Consider the following 18,354-nt stretch of genomic DNA (forward strand, 5'->3'; position numbering starts at 1 on the left):
CCGGTATGGTCAACCCATGGCCGCCATTCCCGCAGTCGGGCAGCACTCCCTGCGCGAGCAGAACATCGCTGTTGTCGCGCACCAGATCTTCCGGGCCACCACACCACCCTCGCGCGCCGACGTCGCGACGTCCACCGGTCTCACCCGCGCGACGGTCTCCGCCCTCGTCGACCGGCTCATCAAGGCCCGCATCGTCACCGAGCTGCCGCCCGCACCGCTGCGCCGCGCCGGCCGCCCGGCGGTCCCCCTGGCCCCCGCGCCCGGCACGCTCGTGGGCATCGGCCTGGAGGTCAACGTCGACTACCTCAACGGCACGATCGTCGACCTCGCGGGCGACGTCGTGGCGAGCGCCTCCCTGCCGGGCGACTTCCACCACAGCGACCCCACCGAGGTCCTCGAGCGTCTCGCGGACTTCACCCAGGACCTCCTCGCGACCGCAGCCGCGCACGTGCCCGACCCCGTGCACCTGCGCATCGCGGGCGTCACCGTGGCCCTGCCCGGGCTCGTCGACGCGAGCTCCTCCACCCTCCGGGTGGCGCCCAACCTCGGGTGGGCCGATCTCTCCCCCGTCGACCTCAGCGCCATCGCCCGCCACACCGGGAGCGCGCCCCTGACGATCGGCAACGAGGCCAACCTCGCGGCCCTCGCGCAGGTCGTGCAGCCGAGCGCGGACGACGAGGTCGCGGGCGACGCGACACCCTCCATGCCCGGGTCCTTCCTCTACGTCTCCGCGGACGTCGGTATCGGGGCCGCGATCATCGTCGACGGGGAACCGTTCCTCGGTGGGCGCGGGTGGAGCGGGGAGCTCGGGCACGTCGTCGTCGACCCCCACGGGCCCCCGTGCGAGTGCGGCGCCACGGGATGCCTGGAGCAGTACGCGGGCAAGGACGCGCTGCTGCGCGCCTCCGGCCTCCCGACGACCGCGAGCACCGTGGATGTCCTCGCGGCCGCGGACGCAGGCAGCGACGAGGCGCGGGAGGCCCTCGCCCGCGCCGGCACCGCGCTCGGGTCCGCCCTCGCCGACTTCATGAACCTCATCGACATCCCCGTCGTCGTGCTCGGAGGGGCGTACTCCGACCTCGCGGACTCGCTGGAGCCGTTCGTCCGCGAGCAGCTCACCAACCGAGTGCTCTCCGCGCCCTGGTCGGAGTTCGACATCCGGCGCGCCGTGGTCGGCCACCGGGCGGCGGCCATGGGAGGCGCCCGCGCGGTCCTCCGCGAGGTCGTCTCCGACCCCGCACGGTGGCTCGTCGACGCGACCGCCTGACGACGACGGCGCTAGGGTCCCCGCATGACGGCACGAGCCAGAACGCGAGCGACGACGCTCCTCCCGCTCCTCCTCGTCCCCGGGGTGCTCGCGAGCCCCGCGGCCGCGGCAGATGCCTCCGACGACGAGATCCGCAGCCTCGACGTCGCCGTGACGATCGAGAGCTCGGGGGCCGTGCTCGTCACCGAGACGTACGCGTGGGACTTCGGGGACCGCGAGGGCCGGGGGTTCGCGCGCGACCTCGCCACGGCCGTCGAGCACGACGACGGCTACCGCCGGTACGAGTACTCCGACGTCAGCGCCAGCAGCCCGTCCGGGGCACCCGCGGAGCTCGAGGTCATCGACCACGGAGCCTCTCTCGAGATCCAGGTCGCGGCGGACGAGGACAGCGACGAGCGCGTCACCGGTGTCCAGACGTACGTCGTGTCCTACCGGATCGACGGCGCCCTCAACGCGGTGCGCGACGAGGCGGGCGTGCCCGACGCAGACGAGCTGTACTGGAACGTCACGGGTGACGACCACGTCCGCATGGACGTCGTGCACGTCACGGTCGAGGGCCCGGTCGACGCCACCGCGGCGCGGTGCACCCAGGCGAGCGACGGCACGGCGTGCGACGAGCTCAGCGAGCCGGGCGCGATCGTCACCGCTCGCGGCACCGGCATCGCGCACGGCGACAACCTCACCCTCGCTGTCGCGTACCCGGCCGGGACGTTCGCCGACGCCGCCCCGATCCTCCTGACCGACGAGGAGTACGCCGAGCTGACCGACGAGGGCGTGAGCAGCGGCGCAGCGACCGTGATCGCCGGGATGATCGGCGCGCTCGTCCTCCTCCCCGTCGGCGGGATGCTGCTCACCGCGCGACGTCGTCGCGACCTCACCTTCGCGGGTGTCGAGCCCGGCGTCGTGCCGGTCGACCCGGCGTCGGCCCCGGTCGTCCCGGTCCGCAAGGACCCTCCGGTCACGCTCCGCGTCACGCCGCCGGACGGGCTCACCGTCGGCGAGGTCGGCGCCCTCGTCTCCAAGCAGCTCCGCTCGCGGGACGTGACCGCGAGCATCGTCGACCTCGCCGTCCGCGGGTACCTGCGGATCGAGGAGATGCCCTCCGCCGACGCGACGGGGACGGGCGGGCAGCGGTCGGGTTCGACGGACCCCGACGACTGGCGTCTCGTCGAGGTCGAGAAGGACCGCTCGGACCTCGCGCCGCACGAGGCGCGGCTGCTCACCGGCCTGTTCAAGCTCAGCCGCACGCCGACCATGTCCTCCCTCGCGGAGAAGTTCGCCGGCGACCGCAGCGACGTGCTCACCGCCATCGACGAACGCCTGCGGGAGCGGGGGTTGGTGAACCAGCCCCTCGGCCCGGAGCACGTGTCCGTCGCGGCGTTCCGGCAGCGGACCGCGCTCGGCCGAGCCCTCTACGAGCAGGCCCGCGGGTTCGAGCACTACCTCAGCACCGCCGCGGAGGGCCAGCTGAAGATGGAGGAGGCGCACCGCCTCGTCAGCAGCAACCTGCCGTACGCGATCGTCTTCGGCCTCGTGGACCGCTGGGTCGAGCGCTTCGCCGAGCTCGAGCCGTCCGGGTCGTGGCTCGGCGAGGACGGCTGGTACCGCCCCCTCGACGGGAGCGTGCTGCGCTTCGGTCTCGTCGGCCAGTCGATCGGACGGTTCTCCACCGCTACGGACACGACGCTCGCGTCGACACCCGGATCGGGGACGACGAGCTCCTCGGGTGGCTCGGGCTTCAGCGGGTCGAGCAGCAGCTTCTCGGTCGGGGGCGGGGGTGGTGGCGGCAGCCGGGGCCTGTGACCGGCGCCTGCTCACCCCACCGTGCGCTGCGGTGACCCCTCGACGTCTGCCCGGGAGCTCGAGCGCGTCCCGGGTGACGTCCCGGACGGTGAGCCCGGTCAGCGGCCTCCGGCGAGGAGCCACGTGGCCTCGGCCCGCAGCAGGGCCACCCGTGACGGCGAGGCGTACGAGCGCACGTCGTGACCGAGGGCGTCGTAGACCACCCGGAGGCCGTTCTCGCGGTTGACCCACAGGACCGGCTCCGGACGGTCCTCGTGGAGGTGCGTCGCGAGCACCTCCACCTCCGGGGCCACCTGCAGGAGCGCGTAGCGCTCGTCGAAGGCCGTGATCTCGGTGACCCCGCGCGTGGCGAGGGCGACGACGATCGGGTGGGCCCCGGCGTCGGTCGCCCCCGCCCCCGCACCGGTGAGGGTGAACGTCACGTCGTCGATGGGCGGGTGCATCGACACCCCGTCGACCCACCGCCCACCGAGGATCCGCTCCCAGTGCGGGCTGTCGGCGAACGCGAGCGACGCCTGGTGCAGCCCGAGGACGGGTCGGCCCGCGTCGGCGTACGAGCGCAGCGCGTCGTGGAACGCCGCCCACGGTGCGTCCTCCTCCCGGCGGACAGGGGCCGGTGCGTCGCCGGCCCCGCGGGGTGGACCCGCGGCGTTGACGACAAGGAGGTCGAACTCTCTGAGGTCCGCGAGCGCCTCCGGCACGGTCTCCCGCACGACGACCTCGCCCACGGCGCCGGCGGGATCGGTCTCGAGCGCCCGGGCGACGAGGGACGACGTCGCGGCCGTGTCGTGCCAGGGGTCCGTGTACCGGCCGTGCCCGGCGAGCACGAGGACGCGCGCGCCGGGCGAGATCGGTAGGGCCGTCATGTCAGCGCTTGGTGCCGTCGACCGCGAACGCGTCGATCGCGGCGATCTCGTCGTCCGTGAGCGGCGCGGCGTGCGCGGCCTCGACGTTGTTCTCCAGCTGCGCGACGCTGCTCGCGCCGATGAGCGTGGACGTCACGCGTGAGTCGCGCAGCAGCCACGTGAGCGCGAGCTGCGCGAGCGACTGCCCGCGGCCCTTCGCGATCGCGTCGAGGCCACGCGCCCGCTCGAGGTACGTGTCGCTGATGGCATCGGGCTTGAGGAAGTGCCCGACGGCGGCGCGGGAGTCCTGCGGGATCTCCCCGCTGAGGTAACGGTCGGTGAGCAGGCCCTGGGCGAGCGGGGAGAAGACGATCATGCCCATGCCGAGCTCGTCGACCGTCTCGAGCAGCGACTGACCGGTCGCTGCCGGGTCGTCCGTGCGACCGGCGTCCGGACGCTCGACGTGCCGGTTGAACATCGAGTAGCTCGGCTGGTGGATGACCAGCGGGGTGCCGAGCCCGGCGGCGACGCGGTGCGCCTCACGCGTCTGCGCAGGGCTGTAGTTGGAGATGCCCGCGTAGAGGGCGCGGCCGCTCGTGACCGCCGTGTGCAGCGCGCCCATCGTCTCCTCGATCGGGACGGACGGGTCCGGGCGGTGGGAGTAGAAGATGTCGACGTAGTCGAGGCCCATGCGCGTCAGGGACTGGTCGAGCGAGGACAGCAGGTACTTGCGGGACCCCCCGTCGCCGTAGGGTCCGGGCCACATGTCGTAGCCGGCCTTGCTCGAGATGATCATCTCGTCGCGGTACGGGCGGAAGTCCTCGCGCAGGATGCGGCCGAAGTTCGTCTCGGCGGAGCCGGCCGGCGGACCGTAGTTGTTCGCGAGGTCGACGTGCGTGATACCGAGGTCGAACGCGCGGCGCAGGATCGCCCGCTGCGTGTCGATCGGCGACGTGTCGCCGAAGTTGTGCCAGAGCCCGAGGGACAGTGCCGGGAGGTCGAGCCCGCTGCGCCCGCTGCGGCGGTAGGGCATCTGCGAGTAACGGTCGTCTGCTGCGAGGAAGGGAGTCACGTGCCGATCATGGCACGGTTATCGAATTGATTCGATCCGAAAGGTCGGATCGAGCGCTCTCCTCGCCGCAGCCCGCCGGTGGCGTTCTGCTGGCGGCCACCCGGAGGCCGCCGATATCCTTGATCGATGACGGTCCTCACCCGGAACGCCGTCCGCGTGAGCGGCCCCGCCGGCGCCCCACCCCTCGTGTTCGCCCACGGGTTCGGGTGCGACCAGGGCATGTGGCGCTACGTCGCCCCGAGGTTCGAGGAGCACCACCGTGTCGTCGTCTTCGACCACGTCGGAGCGGGAGCCTCGGACCTGAGCCACTTCGACAGGCAGCGTCACGCGACGCTCCACGGGTACGCGGCCGACCTCCTCGAGATCATCGATGCCCTCGACGTCGGCCCGGTCACCGTCGTCGGGCACTCGGTGAGCGCCATGATCGGGGTCCTCGCCTCGACCGCACGCCCCGACCTCGTCGACCGCCTCGTCCTCGTCGGGCCCAGCCCCCGCTACATCGACGACGAGGGGTACCGGGGCGGGTTCACCCAGGACGAGATCAACGAGCTGCTCGAGACGATGGACGCCAACTACCTCGGCTGGTCCGCACACATCGCGCCCGCGATCATGGGCCGGCCCGACGAGCCGGAGCTCGGCGAGGAGCTCACGAGGAGCTTCTGCCGCACCGACCCGTCGATCGCCCGACACTTCGCCCGGACGACCTTCTTGTCCGACAACCGCGCGGACCTCGCTGCCGTCGACGTCCCGACCCTCGTGGTCCAGTGCCACGACGACGTCATCGCCCCGATCGAGGTGGGCCGGTACGTGCACGAGAACATCACGGGCAGCGCGCTCGTCGTGCTCGACGCCGTGGGGCACTGCCCCAACCTCAGCGCCCCCGACGAGCTCGTCGCGGCGATGGAGCCGTTCCTCGCCGCGGTCCGCGTGGGCCCCGCCGGCGCGTGATGCCCGACACCGACCGCGCCGCCCCGGTGAGGTCGGACGGCGCGAGCTGGGACGCCGTCCCCTGCGGGCTGCTGACCCTGCGCAGCGACGGCACCGTCCTCGACGCGAACGCCACGTTCCTCGCGTGGGTGGGCCGGGACCGCGCGGACGTCGTCGGGACGCTCCGGCTGTCCCAGCTGCTCTCCGTCGGCGGGCGGATCTACTGGGAGACGCACCTGTCGCCGCTCCTGCACGTCGAGGGCCGGATCGACGAGGTCGCCCTCGAGCTCCGCTCCCCCGAGGGTCGCATCGCGGTGCTCATGTCCGCAGTCCTCGAGACGGACGAGCCGCTCGCTCCCGGCACTGCGCTCCGTGCGGCCCCCACCGGAGGTCGCATCCACGTCGCCCTGTCGAGCGCCCGCGAACGCTCCCGCTACGAGCGCGAGCTGCTCGCCGCCCGCCGGGAGGCCGAGCTCGCCGTGGCCCGGACGACGCTGCTCCTGCGCGCGACGACCGCGCTCTCCCAGTCGACGGACCTCACGAGCGTCGTCCGCGCCCTGCTCGCCGCGGCGACCGGTCCCCTCGGGGCCTCGGCCGCGACCGTCTGGGTTCCGGACGCCGACGGGCACCTCGCCGCGCACGCATCCGCGGGGGAGGACGCAGCGACGGCACCCCGCCCCTCCCCCGGGTGCGACCTCCGGTCACGGGTCGCGGGCACCGACGAGGGCCGCGTCGTCGTGCCGCTGCACGGGCTCTCGACCCTGCAGGGTGTCCTCTCGCTCGCCCCGGCGCGCGGGGCAGGGGCTGAGCCGGTCGACCTCCCTGCGCTCTCCGCCGTCGGTCAGCAGGCCGGGCTCGCGCTCGACCGCGCGCAGCTCTACGAGCACAGCGCGAGCGTCTCCCACCAGCTGCAGCAGTCGCTCCTGACGTCCCGGACGCCGGTCGACGGGAGGTTCGTCGTGAGCACCCTCTACCGGCCGGGCATCGCCTCCCTCGAGGTGGGCGGGGACTGGCACGACGCCTTCCTCGCGGACGACGACGTGCTCGCGATCGGCGTCGGCGACGTCGTGGGGAAGGGACTGCGTGCTGCGACCGTGATGGGGCAGCTGCGCAGCGCGGTGCGAGCCGTCGCCGGTCCCGGCGTCGGACCGTCGCGCCTGCTCACGCGTCTCGACCGGTTCGTCGAGCAGGTGCCCGCCGCGACGTCCGCGACGCTTGCCCATGCCGAGCTCGACCTCGCGCTCGGCCGGCTCACCTACGCGTGCGCCGGCCACATGCCGCCCCTCGTGCTGCCCGCGGACGGCCCGCCCCGGCTGCTGTGGGACGGGCGCTCGACGCCCCTCGGGCTGCGCGTCCCCGGTCTCGACCGGTCCGAGGCGACGCTCGACGTCGAGCCCGGGGACCAGGTGCTCCTCTACACCGACGGGCTCATCGAGCGGCGGACCCGATCGCTGCCGGACGGATTCCGCGCTCTCCTGGACGCGGTCGCGCGCCTTCGCGGCGCACGGCCGGACCACCTCGTCCGGGCGCTCACCGCAGACATGCTCCAGGACGAGGAAGGCCGCGACGACGTGTGCCTGCTCCTGCTCACATGGGTGGGCCAGCAGGGTCGGTGAGCGTCGGCGACCCGCAGATGTCACGAGTTCGCCCGATCCGGGGGACAATGAAGAGTTGGGGCTGTGACCCCGACGCGACCGGTCCGACGAACGCAGGATGTGCAGTGCCCCAGCCAGCCGTAGAACTTCCCACCCCCACGACAAGCTCCGCCACCTCGGTGGCGACCGCGGAGGCGGCACCCGCGGCCAGCTCGACCGTCCTCGCGGAGGCCTCCCGCCGCCGCTCCTTCGCCGTGATCAGCCACCCCGACGCGGGAAAGTCGACGCTCACCGAGGCGCTCGCGCTGCACGCGAAGGCGATCCGTGAAGCAGGCCGCTCCGACGGCAAGACCGGCCGCCACACGGTGTCCGACTGGATGGACATGGAGCAGGCCCGAGGGATCTCCATCACCTCCGCGTCGCTCCAGCTGACCTACCGCGACACGATCATCAACGTCGTCGACACTCCCGGGCACGCCGACTTCTCCGAGGACACCTACCGCGTGCTGTCCGCGGTCGACGCCGCCGTCATGCTCGTCGACGCCGCGAAGGGCCTCGAGGCGCAGACCATGAAGCTCTTCGCCGTCTGCAAGCACCGCGGCATCCCCCTCATCACCGTCATCAACAAGTGGGACCGTCCCGCCAAGGACGCCCTCGAGCTCATGGACGAGATCAAGGACCGCACGGGTCTCACCCCGACGCCGCTCACGTGGCCCGTCGGGATCGCCGGGGACTTCCGCGGCGTCCTCGACCGCCGGACCGGTCAGTACATCCACTTCACGCGCACCGCCGGCGGCACGACGATCGCCCCCGAGGAGGTCATGGACCCCGACGCGGCGCTCGAGCGCGAGGGCGACGCCTGGGCGACCGCCGTCGAGGAGGCCGAGCTGCTCGAGATCGAGGGCGCCGACCACGACGAGCAGACGTTCCTCGCCGGCGAGACCACCCCGGTGCTGTTCGGCTCCGCCGTGCAGAACTTCGGTGTGCACGCCCTCCTCGACGTGCTCGTCGACGTCGCCCCCTCCCCCGGCCCCCGGCCCACCGTCACCGGGGACGTCCGCCCCGTGGACGCGCCGTTCAGCGCCTTCGTGTTCAAGATGCAGGCCGGCATGGACACCGCCCACCGCGACCGCCTCGCGTTCGCGCGCATCTGCTCCGGCGTCTTCGAGCGAGGGATGGTCGTCACGTCCGCCCGCACGGGCCGCCCGTTCGCGACGAAGTACGCCCAGCAGGTGTTCGGGCGAGAGCGCACCATCGTCGACTCCGCGTACCCCGGGGACGTCGTCGGGCTCGTCAATGCGGCGAACCTGCGGGTGGGCGATACCCTGTACCTCGACAAGCCGGTCGAGTTCCCGCCGCTGCCCACGTTCGCACCCGAGCACTTCGCCGTCATGCGAGCCAAGGACGTGTCCCGCTACAAGCAGTTCCAGCGAGGCGTGATGCAGCTGGGAGCCGAGGGTGTCGTCCAGGTCCTGCGGTCGGACCTGCGCGGCGACCAGGCACCCGTGCTCGCCGCTGTCGGCCCGATGCAGTTCGAGGTCGCGGAGCACCGCATGGCGACCGAGTTCAACGCGCCGGTGACGCTCGACCACCTGTCCTACCAGATCGCGCTCCGCACGACGGCGGACTGGGTCGAGTCCCTCAACGCCCAGCTCGGCGTCGAGGTGCTCCGCCGCGAGGACGGCGAGTACCTCGCGCTGTTCCCGGACCGTTGGCGCGTCACGTCCGTGAAGAACCGCCTGCCCGACGCCGTGCTCGACCCGCTCGTCGCCACCTAGGCCCCAGATTTAGCACCACCCGGCAGTACCGCACACCCACCGGCCCACGCGGGCCACGAGACCTTTGAAGGTAACGACTTGCTGAACTCCCAGAAGATGACTCTCCACGCGCCCCCCGCACTGCCCCGCGGCGGCCTGCGCATCACCCCCCTCGGCGGCCTCGGCGAGATCGGGCGGAACATGACCGTGTTCGAGCACGAGGGCAAGCTCCTCGTCGTCGACTGCGGCGTGCTGTTCCCCGAGGAGCACCAGCCGGGCATCGACGTGATCCTCCCCGACTTCACGTCGATCCGCAGCCGCCTCAAGGACATCGTCGCGATCGTCCTCACGCACGGGCACGAGGACCACATCGGTGGCGTCCCGTACCTGCTCAAGGAGCGGGCCGACATCCCCGTCATCGGCTCCAAGCTCACGCTCGCGTTCATCACCGCGAAGCTCAAGGAGCACCGCATCCGGCCCCGCACCATCGAGGTCGAGGCCGGCGACGTGTCCAAGCAGGGACCGTTCGACCTCGAGTTCGTCGCCGTCAACCACTCCATCCCCGACGCCCTGGCCGTCGCGATCCGCACCCGCGCGGGCCTCGTGCTGCACACCGGTGACTTCAAGATGGACCAGTTCCCGCTCGACCGCCGCATCACGGACCTCAACCACTTCGCCCGCCTCGGCCAGGAGGGCGTGGACCTGTTCATGACCGACTCGACGAACGCCGAGGTCCCCGGGTTCACGATGTCCGAGCAGGAGCTCATCCCCGCGATCGAGCAGGTGTTCCGCACCGCCCCCAAGCGCGTCATCGTCTCGAGCTTCGCCAGCCACGTGCACCGCATCCAGCAGGTGCTCGACTCCGCGCACGAGAGCGGACGCAAGGTCGCGTTCGTCGGACGCTCCATGGTCCGCAACATGCAGATCGCCGACGAGCTCGGCTACCTCAAGATCCCGCGCGGGCTCGTCGTCGACCTCAAGAAGCTCGAGTCGATGCCGCCGAACAAGATCTGCCTCGTGTGCACCGGGTCCCAGGGCGAGCCCATGGCGGCGCTCTCCCGCATGGCGCAGGGCGAGCACGTCATCAAGGTGGAGGAGGACGACACCGTCCTGCTCGCCAGCTCCCTCATCCCGGGCAACGAGAACGCGATCTACCGCGTCATCAACTCCCTCACCGACCTCGGCGCGAACATCGTGCACAAGGGCAACGCCAAGGTCCACGTCTCCGGCCACGCCAGCGCGGGCGAGCTCGTGTACTGCTACAACATCGTCAAGCCGAAGAACGTCCTGCCGGTGCACGGCGAGGCCCGCCACCTCAAGTCCAACGGCCAGCTGGCCATGAAGACGGGCGTGCCCGCGAGCAACGTCGTCATCGCCCAGGACGGCTCGGTCATCGACCTCGTCAAGGGTCGTGTGTCGATCGTCGGCAAGGTCCCCGCCGGTTACGTCTACGTGGACGGTCAGACCGTCGGCACGGCCACCGAGGACACCCTCGCCGAGCGCCGCGCACTGGGCTCCAAGGGGATCGTCACGGTCCTCGCCCTCGTCGACCTCGACCTCGGGGTCATGGCCGAGAAGCCGGAGTTCATCACCCGCGGGTTCGTCCACGACGGGCACACCTTCGACGACGCCGTCATCGAGATCGAGAAGGCGCTCGCACAGATCCCGAAGAAGGACGTCGGAGACATCGACCGCCTCGAGAACGTCATCGCCAAGGCCGTCTCCCGCTGGCTGCAGCGCAAGTACCGCCGCGAACCGCTCGTCAACGCGATCGTCGTCGACGCGTAGTCAGACCGGATGCAGAAGGACCCCGCACGCGATCTCGTGCGGGGTCCTTCTGTCCGTCCGGCCACTGCCGATAAGGACGACATCGGATCCACAACAGCGACCTCACGTGCGGCGCGGACGACGCACGTGACCTTCGGGGTCGCAGCACTCGTCCTCGGGATCGCTCGCGCCCTCACGGAGGGCGTCGCCAGCGGTCTCGTGTTTCTCGCGTCGACGGGCGTACCCGTCCTCGTCGTCGTCGCTGTCCTCGTCATCGCGCGCCCCCCGTACCGCGCGCCCTGGCTGATCGTCGCGGCCGCGCTGGCCATGTCGACCCTCCACAACGTGGTGTGGTTCGTCCAGGTCCCGCTCGGGGGTGCCGACGAGGCGGACGGACTCCTGTACGACGTGTCGCTCATGATCACGTACGCAGGGCTGCTCGTCGCCGCGATCGTCATCGTCATGCCCATCGCCAGGGGCGACGGCGGCGCGGTGGTCGACTCGGCCATCGTCGCCGTCAGCGGTGCGGGACTCCTGTGGACCGCCGTCCTCGCGCCCGCCCACGACGCCCAGGACGCGACCACATCCACCCGCGTGCTCTCCCTCGTCACGGTGCTGCTCGTGTGCGGCACGAAGGGGGCCGTCGTGCGGGCCGCACTCACGGCACGCGCCGCCCGCCCCACCCTCGGCTACCTCCTCGTCGCCGCGGCAGCCATGCTCGCGGCCACCGTCATCTCGGTGACGTCGGTGACGCCCGCGGGCGAGCAGGTCAAGGACGTCGTGTGGATCATCGCCTACCTCGCCCTCGCCGCCGCAGCCGCGCACCCCTCGAGGGACCGGCTCGGCACTCCCGGTCGGGCACCCGCACGCCCCCTCACCCTGCCCTACATGCTCGGGCTCGGGTTCGCCGTGTGCTCGAACCTCCTGCTCGCCGGGGTGCTCGAGCTCAGCGGAGCCGGCGCGGACCCGGCGCTCCTCATCATCGGTTCCCTCTTCGTCCTGGCGCTCTTCCTCATCCGGGTGTGGCAGATCGCCGGCCTCTTCGAGCACGCCCGGGCCGACCTCGTGCGGCTGGCCAGCCACGACGACCTCACCGGTCTGCCCAACCGGCGTGCTGCGACCGCGCACCTCGACGAGACGGTCCGCCTCATCGACACCGGTGCTCTCGCGGGCGCCCGGGTCTGCTTCATCGACCTCGACGGCTTCAAGTCCGTCAACGATCTCCACGGGCACCGGGTCGGTGACCTCCTGCTCGCCGCGGTGACGAAGCGGCTGCGCGCGGCCGTGCGCGCCGAGGACTTCGTCGCACGCCTCGGTGGCGACGAGTTCGTCGTCGTCCTGCGCTGTGACTCCCCCAAGCTCGAGGAGTCCACCGTGCAGCGGATCCGTTCGGCCTTCGCGGAACCGATCGAGGTCGGCGGCACCGCGATCCCCGTCGAGCTGAGCATCGGGTCGGCCTCGGTGCGCGACGGCGACGGCTCGACGGCTGACACCGTGCTGTCGCTCGCCGACCAGCAGATGTACCTCGACAAGCGCCGCGGGCGCGCGAGCGAGCACGCCTCGAGCTGACCGGGCTCAGCCGAAGACGGTGCCCACCAGCACGACGTACAGGCCCGTCCCCGCGACGATGCTCAGCAGGGCGTTGCGGCGCCACAGGTGCAGCCCGACCGTCGTGAGGAGTGCCAGCGCCTCGGGGATCCCGTGGGACGGCCCGGTGAACGAGACGTCGCGCAGCGTGTACACGACGAGGATGAGCATCACGCCGACCGGCATGTACCGGGCGAGGTAGCGCACGTACCGCGAGGACCGGAGCGGCTCGACGAGCGCGAACGGCAGTGCGCGCAGCGCGAACGTGACGACGAGGATGACGGTGAGCGACGCGAGGATCGCCCCGTTGCTAGGCATGCCCCTGCCCCTCGGCACGGCCCCTGCGGCTGCCCCTGCGCCCGGTGACGACGAAGCGGACGGTGAGTGCCGCGACGAACGCTGACAGCGCGACGACGAGCATCTGCCCGGGGGCGACGACGAGCGCCCCGAGGGCGCACAGCAGGGCGAGGACCGGCGTGGGGACGTCCCGGGAGACCCGGTACGCATCGAGGGTGAGGACGACGAACAGCGCCGTGAGTGCGAAACCCATGCCGCGAGGAATCCCCGGCAGGGCGGACCCGAGGGCCCCGCCCAGCACCCCACCGAGCACCCAGTACGACTGGCAGAGCACCTGCATCCACACGATGCGTCCCGTGGACAGCTCCTCGGGCGGGACGTGGTGCGCGAGCGCGTACGCCTCGTCGGTCAGCGCGTACATGCTGTAGGTGCGCGCGCCCGCGCCGTGCACGGCGTGCAGCGGGAACGACAAGGCGTAGAACACGTGCCGGAAGTTCACGAGGACGGTCGCGAGGGCGATCTGGGCGAGGGGCGTGGCAGCCACGATGAGCCCGATCGCGAGGAACTCCAGCGAACCCGCGTAGATGAACACCGAGAAGACGGGCGCCCACCACCAGGCCAGCCCTGCCTCGACGACGAGGAGCCCGAACGCCACCCCCAGCGGCACGAGCGCCACTCCGACCGATGCGGTGTCCCGCAGAGCGGCTCGGAACGTTGCAGACATGGCGCCCACGCTACCTCCGGGCTCCGGGCTCAGGTCTCCGTGGTCCGTGGTCCGTGGTCCGTGCTCCGTGCTCCGTGCTCCGTGCTCCGTGCTCCGTGCTCCGTGCTCCGTGCTCCGTGGCTACCATGGACATGCCGGGTCGCAATGGCGCGTCTCGGCGCATCCCGGTCGCCGGGGACGTCCCTCAGCGCCGCCGGGGACGCCCGGGCCGCAGCGAGGCTCGGGACACGCGTCCGCGCACGCGGGTCCACAGCGCGCCCTCCCCTCGGATCACCGCCACGGACCGGTCCACGGCCGCCCAGTAGCTGGCGACCTCGGTGTCGCTCGGAGCCCCGCCCGAGAAGACCGCCGCGTCGGCGTGCTCGGCCAGGGCCGTCGCCGGCAGTGCGGGGTACACGACCGCGAGTCCCCGTGCGGTCTCCCGGCGGGTCCGGTCCGGGTCCGTTCCCGTCCCGTGGTCGCGGGCCGTGTCGAGCACCTCGTCCCACCCCCCGCTGATGCGCGCGACGGGGTCCGGCGCGTTCCGCCGGCGTCGTCGTCGCCGCTGCTTGGCGGCGACGACGAGGAGCGGGGGCAGCACGAGCAGCAGGAGCGGTACGGCAACGGCTGCGGTGACGAGGACCACGCGTCGGATGTCGACGCGCGCCTCCTCGGTCTCCTGGTTCGTGTCGACGTTCGGCTCCTCGACGTCCTCGCGCGGGGGGACGACGGGGTCCGCGGGCGGTGGGGGCGGCTGCACCACCTGGGGCTGCGGTTCCTTCTCGATCGGTGTCTCGTTCTCCTGCGGTGTCTGCGAGGTGGGCGGGGTCGGGAAGTACGGCACCCATCCGACGCCGGCGTACGCGACCTCGACCCACGCCTGCACGTGGTCGCCGGTGAAGGTGATCTCCTCCGCCCCGGCCTGCTCGGGTGCCGGGACGAACCCCATGACGACCCGTGCGGGCAGGCCCTGCTGCCCGACCATGAGCGCCATCGCCGACGCGTACTGCTCCGCGTCCCCGACCATGAGGTCACCGCCGAGGAGCTCGGTGATCCGTGCGGCTCCGTGCCCGGACGCCGACGGGTAGTCCCCGGAGGCCTCGATCCCGTGGCTGAAGAACCCGGTGTCGTGGAGGTGCGCCTCGAGGGCTCTGGACACGAGCGCCGCGGTCGTCGCGTGCGCCGCGACCTCCGTCGACCGCAGCGGGACGACGTCCGGCACGCGCTGCGGCTCTGGCAGGACGACGTCCGCCGGGTCCGCCGAGCCGATCTCCTCGTCCGTGGGGACGGGCGGCAGCACGGCGTCGAGCCGGTAGGTCTGGCCCTGCTCGAGCCCGCCGGTGAGCACCCCGGTACCCGTGGCGTCGTTGAAGCGGAACTCCGCACGCAGGGCCTCGTCCCCCGCGAAGTCGACCGCGGTCGTCTGGCCCACGGTGGGCAACCAGACCCCGGCGAGCTCGTGGACCTCGACCTCGACGCTCACGTGCTCCCCCGTCACGGACGACGGGATCGTGTCCCCGACCTTCCGGAACGACCCGGAGCCGTCGGGCTCCCCGTCGCCCAGGACGTTCCACACGACCCCGTCGAACGCGTCGAGCGTCGCGAGGCGCACCACGGCGTCCTCGGGCAGGCCGCGGACGGTGAGGAGATCGGTGTCCTTGTGGTCCTTGACGTAGGTGCGGTACGCCGCCAACGGGCTCACGTGGTCCCGCGGGTCGAACGGTGGCACGACGACCGAGCGCAGGACGAACCGCGGGACGTCACCCGCGACGACCGGCGCGAGCAGCACGCCGCCACCCACCGACAGCACGAGCATCGCCGCGAGCGAGACCGTGCGGCGCGGCCGCAACCGGCCGGCGCGCCACGCCGCCCAGCCGAGCAGCAGGACGGTCATCGCGACGCCGACCTCCGTCACGAGCAGCAGCTCGACGGTCCCGAAGAGGATGGACGTCAGGAGGACGAGGACCGGCACCGCCGCCGCGGTGACGAGCCGCAGACCGTGCCGACGCCCGGCGCCCACCGTCCCGGCCGCCACGACACCGACGAGACCGAGGAGGTACGGCACGACGAGCACGTTCCCCGCAGTACCCAGCGGGGGCTCGAGGGTGAGCACCTGCTTCCACGACGTCACCACGCCCTGGGCCAGGGCCACCAGGGTGTCCCCGGACGGCACGACACCCGCCACGGTCGTGGACGGAGCCGCGAGAGGGCCACCGACGAGCACGAACGCCAGCCCGGCAGCGGCGATCGTCGTCATGACGGGCCAGCGCCGCAGCACGGCGCACAGCGCCACCGCGGTGCCGACGAGCACCCCACCGAGGGCCGCCGGCAGGGCGGCCGTGGTGCCGTACACGGGCAGGAGCGGGACGAGGGCCAGGGCCACGGCCACCGCGAGGACGAGGACGTCGACGACGCGGTGTGCCGCGGGCCGCTGCTGCTCGGGCCCCGGCGCGAGGGGGTGCACGGTCACGCCTGCACCACCTGCCGCAGGAGCCGGGGCAGGTCCCGGATCTCCCCGAGGGTCGCGAGCGACAGCGCACCCTCGGTGCGCAGCGAGACCTCGCTGCCGACGCGGCACGTGACGAACACGGTCCGCAGACCGGCAGGCAGCCGCCCGGCGCTCGCGCGCAGCGCGGCGGGCGAGGTCGTGGAGCCCGTGATGCAGATGGCCATCGACGCCGTCGGCACCGCGCGTGCCACGACGTACGCGAGGTCCCTGTCGTCCTCGGTCGGCGGGAGGGTGTCGATGCGCGAGCAGTCGTCGAGCAACCACCGCGGCGTGCGCGCACGGAGCACCTCGGGCCCGGCGAGCGGCGTGATCTCCAGCCCGTCGCGGATCGCCTGGACCCCGATCGACGCGAACGCGCTCACCGCGAGCTCGAGCTCGTCGTCGTGCGCGTAGTCCGTCGACCGCGTCGCGACGGCGAGGGCCGTGTGGGTGCGACGCGTGTCCTCGAACTGGCGGACCATGAGGGTCCCGGTGCGGGCGCTCGTGCGCCAGTGGATGTTGCGCCGGTCGTCGCCGGGGATGTACTCGCGCAGCGCGTGGAAGGACATGTCGTTGTCCGTGATCGTCCGGGTGGACTGGCCCTCGAGGTCCCGGAGGAGCCCGGGTCGCGTCCCGGCCAGGGAGACGGTCACCGGGTGGACGTAGAGCTCCACGGGGTCCGTCCACCGGGTGTCGCGCCGCGCGATGCCCAGCGGGTCGGCACGCACCGAGTGCACGGGACCGACGACGACGACGGAGCGCCGGGACGTGGGGATCGCGAAGAGCTCGTCGTGCACCGCGCCCGGGGCCATGCTCGGCAGCGCGAAGCTCGCCGCGCCCTGCCCCACCGGCAGCTCCACGTACGCGGGCAGCAGCCGTCCGCGGCCGGCGTTGCGCACCTCGATGCGCCCCATGGCGCGCTCCCCGACGGTGACGAACCTGTCGGCGAGGTCGAGGTCGACCGCATAGCTCGAGCGCCCGATGGTCAGCAGGAGCGCGACGACGAGGGCGACCCCGAGCACGCACCCACCGACGACGAGCTCGGCCCACCCGAAGCGCCGTCCCACCCCGAGCGCGAGCACGGCGCACACGGCCGTCGCCCAGCCGAGACCGGTGAGCAGGCGCGCCCGCGCCCGCACGACGGCGACGGACCGGCGCCACGCACGCCGCAGCCGCGCGGGTTCCTCGACCCCGGTGTCGTCCACCGCAGCCACGTCAGACCTCGTCCATGTCAGGCCACGCGCTCCGACGGGGGCGTGGTCGTCGACAGGATCCGCTCGAGGACGTCCTCGCTCGTCACGCCCGCGAACTCGGCCTCGACGTCGAGCACGATCCGGTGCGCGAGCACCGCGACCGCGAGGTCCTTCACGTCGTCCGGGATGACGTACGGGCGCCCCTGGGCCGCCGCCCACACCTTCGCGCAGCGCACGAGGGCGAGGCACCCCCGGACGCTCACGCCGAGGCGCGTCTCCGCGTCGCGCCGGGTGGCCTCGGCGAGCCGGGAGATGTAGTCGTGGATCGTCCCCTCGACGTGGACGGTGGCACCGAGGTCCGCCATGTCGGCCACGGCGGTGGAGGAGATGAGGGGCGTGAGGCTCGTCGTGCGGTCGCGCTCCGCCGCGCCCGCGAGGATCTGCACGGTCGACGCGTGGTCCGGGTACCCCAGCGAGGTCTTCATGAGGAAGCGGTCGAGCTGCGCCTCGGGCAGGCGGTACGTCCCGGCCTGCTCGATGGGGTTCTGGGTGGCGATGACCATGAACGGTCGGCCCGCGGAGTGCGTCACCCCGTCGACCGTCACGCGGGACTCCTCCATGACCTCGAGGAGCGCGGACTGGGTCTTCGGCGAGGCCCGGTTGATCTCGTCAGCCAGCACGACGGACGCGAAGATCGGCCCCTTGTGGAACTCGAAGGCACCCGCCTTCTGGTCGTAGATCGTCACCCCCGTGACGTCCGACGGCAGGAGGTCCGGGGTGAACTGGATGCGGTTGTGCGTCCCGTCCACCGTCGCCGCGAGTGCGCGCGCGAGCATCGTCTTGCCCGTGCCCGGGGCATCCTCGAGCAGGATGTGCCCCTCGGCGAGCATCGCCGTGAGGACGAGGCGGACGACGTGCGTCTTGCCCAGGACGGCCTTGCCGACGTTGTCGACGAGCGCACTGAAGGTCTGTGCGAACCATGCGGCCTGCTCGGCGGTCATCGGGGTGGGTGTCATGTCACGGGCTGCTCTCTGTGCTGGGTGGGGTGCGGGT

At 72.3% G+C, this 18,354-nt stretch carries 14 protein-coding genes; 7 read left to right on the forward strand and 7 right to left on the reverse strand.

Features of this window, described 5'->3' with window-relative positions; genetic code table 11:
* The first annotated feature begins 16 nt into the window (after positions 1-16).
* Positions 17-1,267: an ROK family protein gene (locus tag AC54T1_RS11200; RefSeq protein WP_484345541.1), complete on the forward strand. Its 1,251-nt coding sequence runs from the start codon at positions 17-19 to the stop codon at positions 1,265-1,267.
* A gap of 24 nt (positions 1,268-1,291) precedes the next feature.
* On the forward strand, positions 1,292-3,070 hold the full coding sequence (locus AC54T1_RS11205) for a DUF2207 domain-containing protein (RefSeq protein WP_496911972.1): 1,779 nt from the start codon (positions 1,292-1,294) through the stop codon (positions 3,068-3,070).
* Positions 3,071-3,168: 98 nt separating this feature from the next.
* Here the strand turns inward: AC54T1_RS11205 and AC54T1_RS11210 are convergent, their stop codons facing one another.
* Entirely contained in the window at positions 3,169-3,936 is a 768-nt protein-coding gene (locus AC54T1_RS11210) for a ThuA domain-containing protein (protein WP_496911973.1), read from the reverse strand.
* A gap of 1 nt (position 3,937) precedes the next feature.
* Positions 3,938-4,948, reverse strand: coding sequence for an aldo/keto reductase (locus AC54T1_RS11215; protein ID WP_496912071.1), 1,011 nt, complete (start codon positions 4,946-4,948; stop codon positions 3,938-3,940).
* 165 nt (positions 4,949-5,113) lie between these two features.
* Here AC54T1_RS11215 and AC54T1_RS11220 point away from each other — a divergent pair, with 165 nt between their 5' ends.
* From AC54T1_RS11220 to AC54T1_RS11240, 5 genes are all read left to right on the forward strand, one after another.
* Entirely contained in the window at positions 5,114-5,935 is an 822-nt protein-coding gene (locus tag AC54T1_RS11220; RefSeq protein ID WP_484345538.1) for an alpha/beta fold hydrolase, read from the forward strand.
* Positions 5,935-7,530: a PP2C family protein-serine/threonine phosphatase gene (locus AC54T1_RS11225; protein ID WP_496911974.1), complete on the forward strand. Its 1,596-nt coding sequence runs from the start codon at positions 5,935-5,937 to the stop codon at positions 7,528-7,530. The genes AC54T1_RS11220 and AC54T1_RS11225 overlap by 1 nt, the downstream gene beginning before the upstream one ends.
* 158 nt (positions 7,531-7,688) lie before the next feature.
* Positions 7,689-9,287 (forward strand): peptide chain release factor 3, encoded by a 1,599-nt coding sequence (locus AC54T1_RS11230; RefSeq protein WP_496912072.1) that lies wholly within the window; start codon positions 7,689-7,691, stop codon positions 9,285-9,287.
* 96 nt (positions 9,288-9,383) lie between these two features.
* On the forward strand, positions 9,384-11,054 hold the full coding sequence (locus AC54T1_RS11235; protein ID WP_496911975.1) for a ribonuclease J: 1,671 nt from the start codon (positions 9,384-9,386) through the stop codon (positions 11,052-11,054).
* A 126-nt stretch (positions 11,055-11,180) separates the two neighbouring features.
* The gene (locus tag AC54T1_RS11240) at positions 11,181-12,602 is read left to right on the forward strand and encodes a GGDEF domain-containing protein (protein ID WP_496911976.1); all 1,422 of its coding nucleotides are present in this window, start codon (positions 11,181-11,183) and stop codon (positions 12,600-12,602) included.
* 6 nt (positions 12,603-12,608) lie between these two features.
* Here the strand turns inward: AC54T1_RS11240 and AC54T1_RS11245 are convergent, their stop codons facing one another.
* The 5 genes from AC54T1_RS11245 to AC54T1_RS11265 form a co-directional block, all read right to left on the reverse strand.
* A complete protein-coding gene (locus tag AC54T1_RS11245) occupies positions 12,609-12,938 on the reverse strand; it encodes a branched-chain amino acid transporter permease (protein ID WP_496911977.1) in 330 nt (109 codons plus the stop codon).
* Positions 12,931-13,641 carry an AzlC family ABC transporter permease gene (locus AC54T1_RS11250; RefSeq protein ID WP_496911978.1) on the reverse strand — a complete coding sequence of 237 codons (711 nt, stop codon included), beginning with the start codon at positions 13,639-13,641 and terminating at the stop codon, positions 12,931-12,933. The genes AC54T1_RS11245 and AC54T1_RS11250 overlap by 8 nt, the downstream gene beginning before the upstream one ends.
* Before the next feature lie 184 nt (positions 13,642-13,825).
* Positions 13,826-16,090 carry a transglutaminase TgpA family protein gene (locus AC54T1_RS11255; protein WP_496911979.1) on the reverse strand — a complete coding sequence of 755 codons (2,265 nt, stop codon included), beginning with the start codon at positions 16,088-16,090 and terminating at the stop codon, positions 13,826-13,828.
* A complete protein-coding gene (locus AC54T1_RS11260; RefSeq protein WP_484345531.1) occupies positions 16,087-17,322 on the reverse strand; it encodes a DUF58 domain-containing protein in 1,236 nt (411 codons plus the stop codon). Before AC54T1_RS11260 ends, AC54T1_RS11255 begins: the two co-directional genes overlap by 4 nt.
* A 17-nt stretch (positions 17,323-17,339) precedes the next feature.
* Entirely contained in the window at positions 17,340-18,302 is a 963-nt protein-coding gene (locus tag AC54T1_RS11265) for an AAA family ATPase (RefSeq protein ID WP_496912073.1), read from the reverse strand.
* Positions 18,303-18,354: the final 52 nt, after the last annotated feature.

Source organism: Sanguibacter sp. Z41_6 (assembly GCF_059621145.1).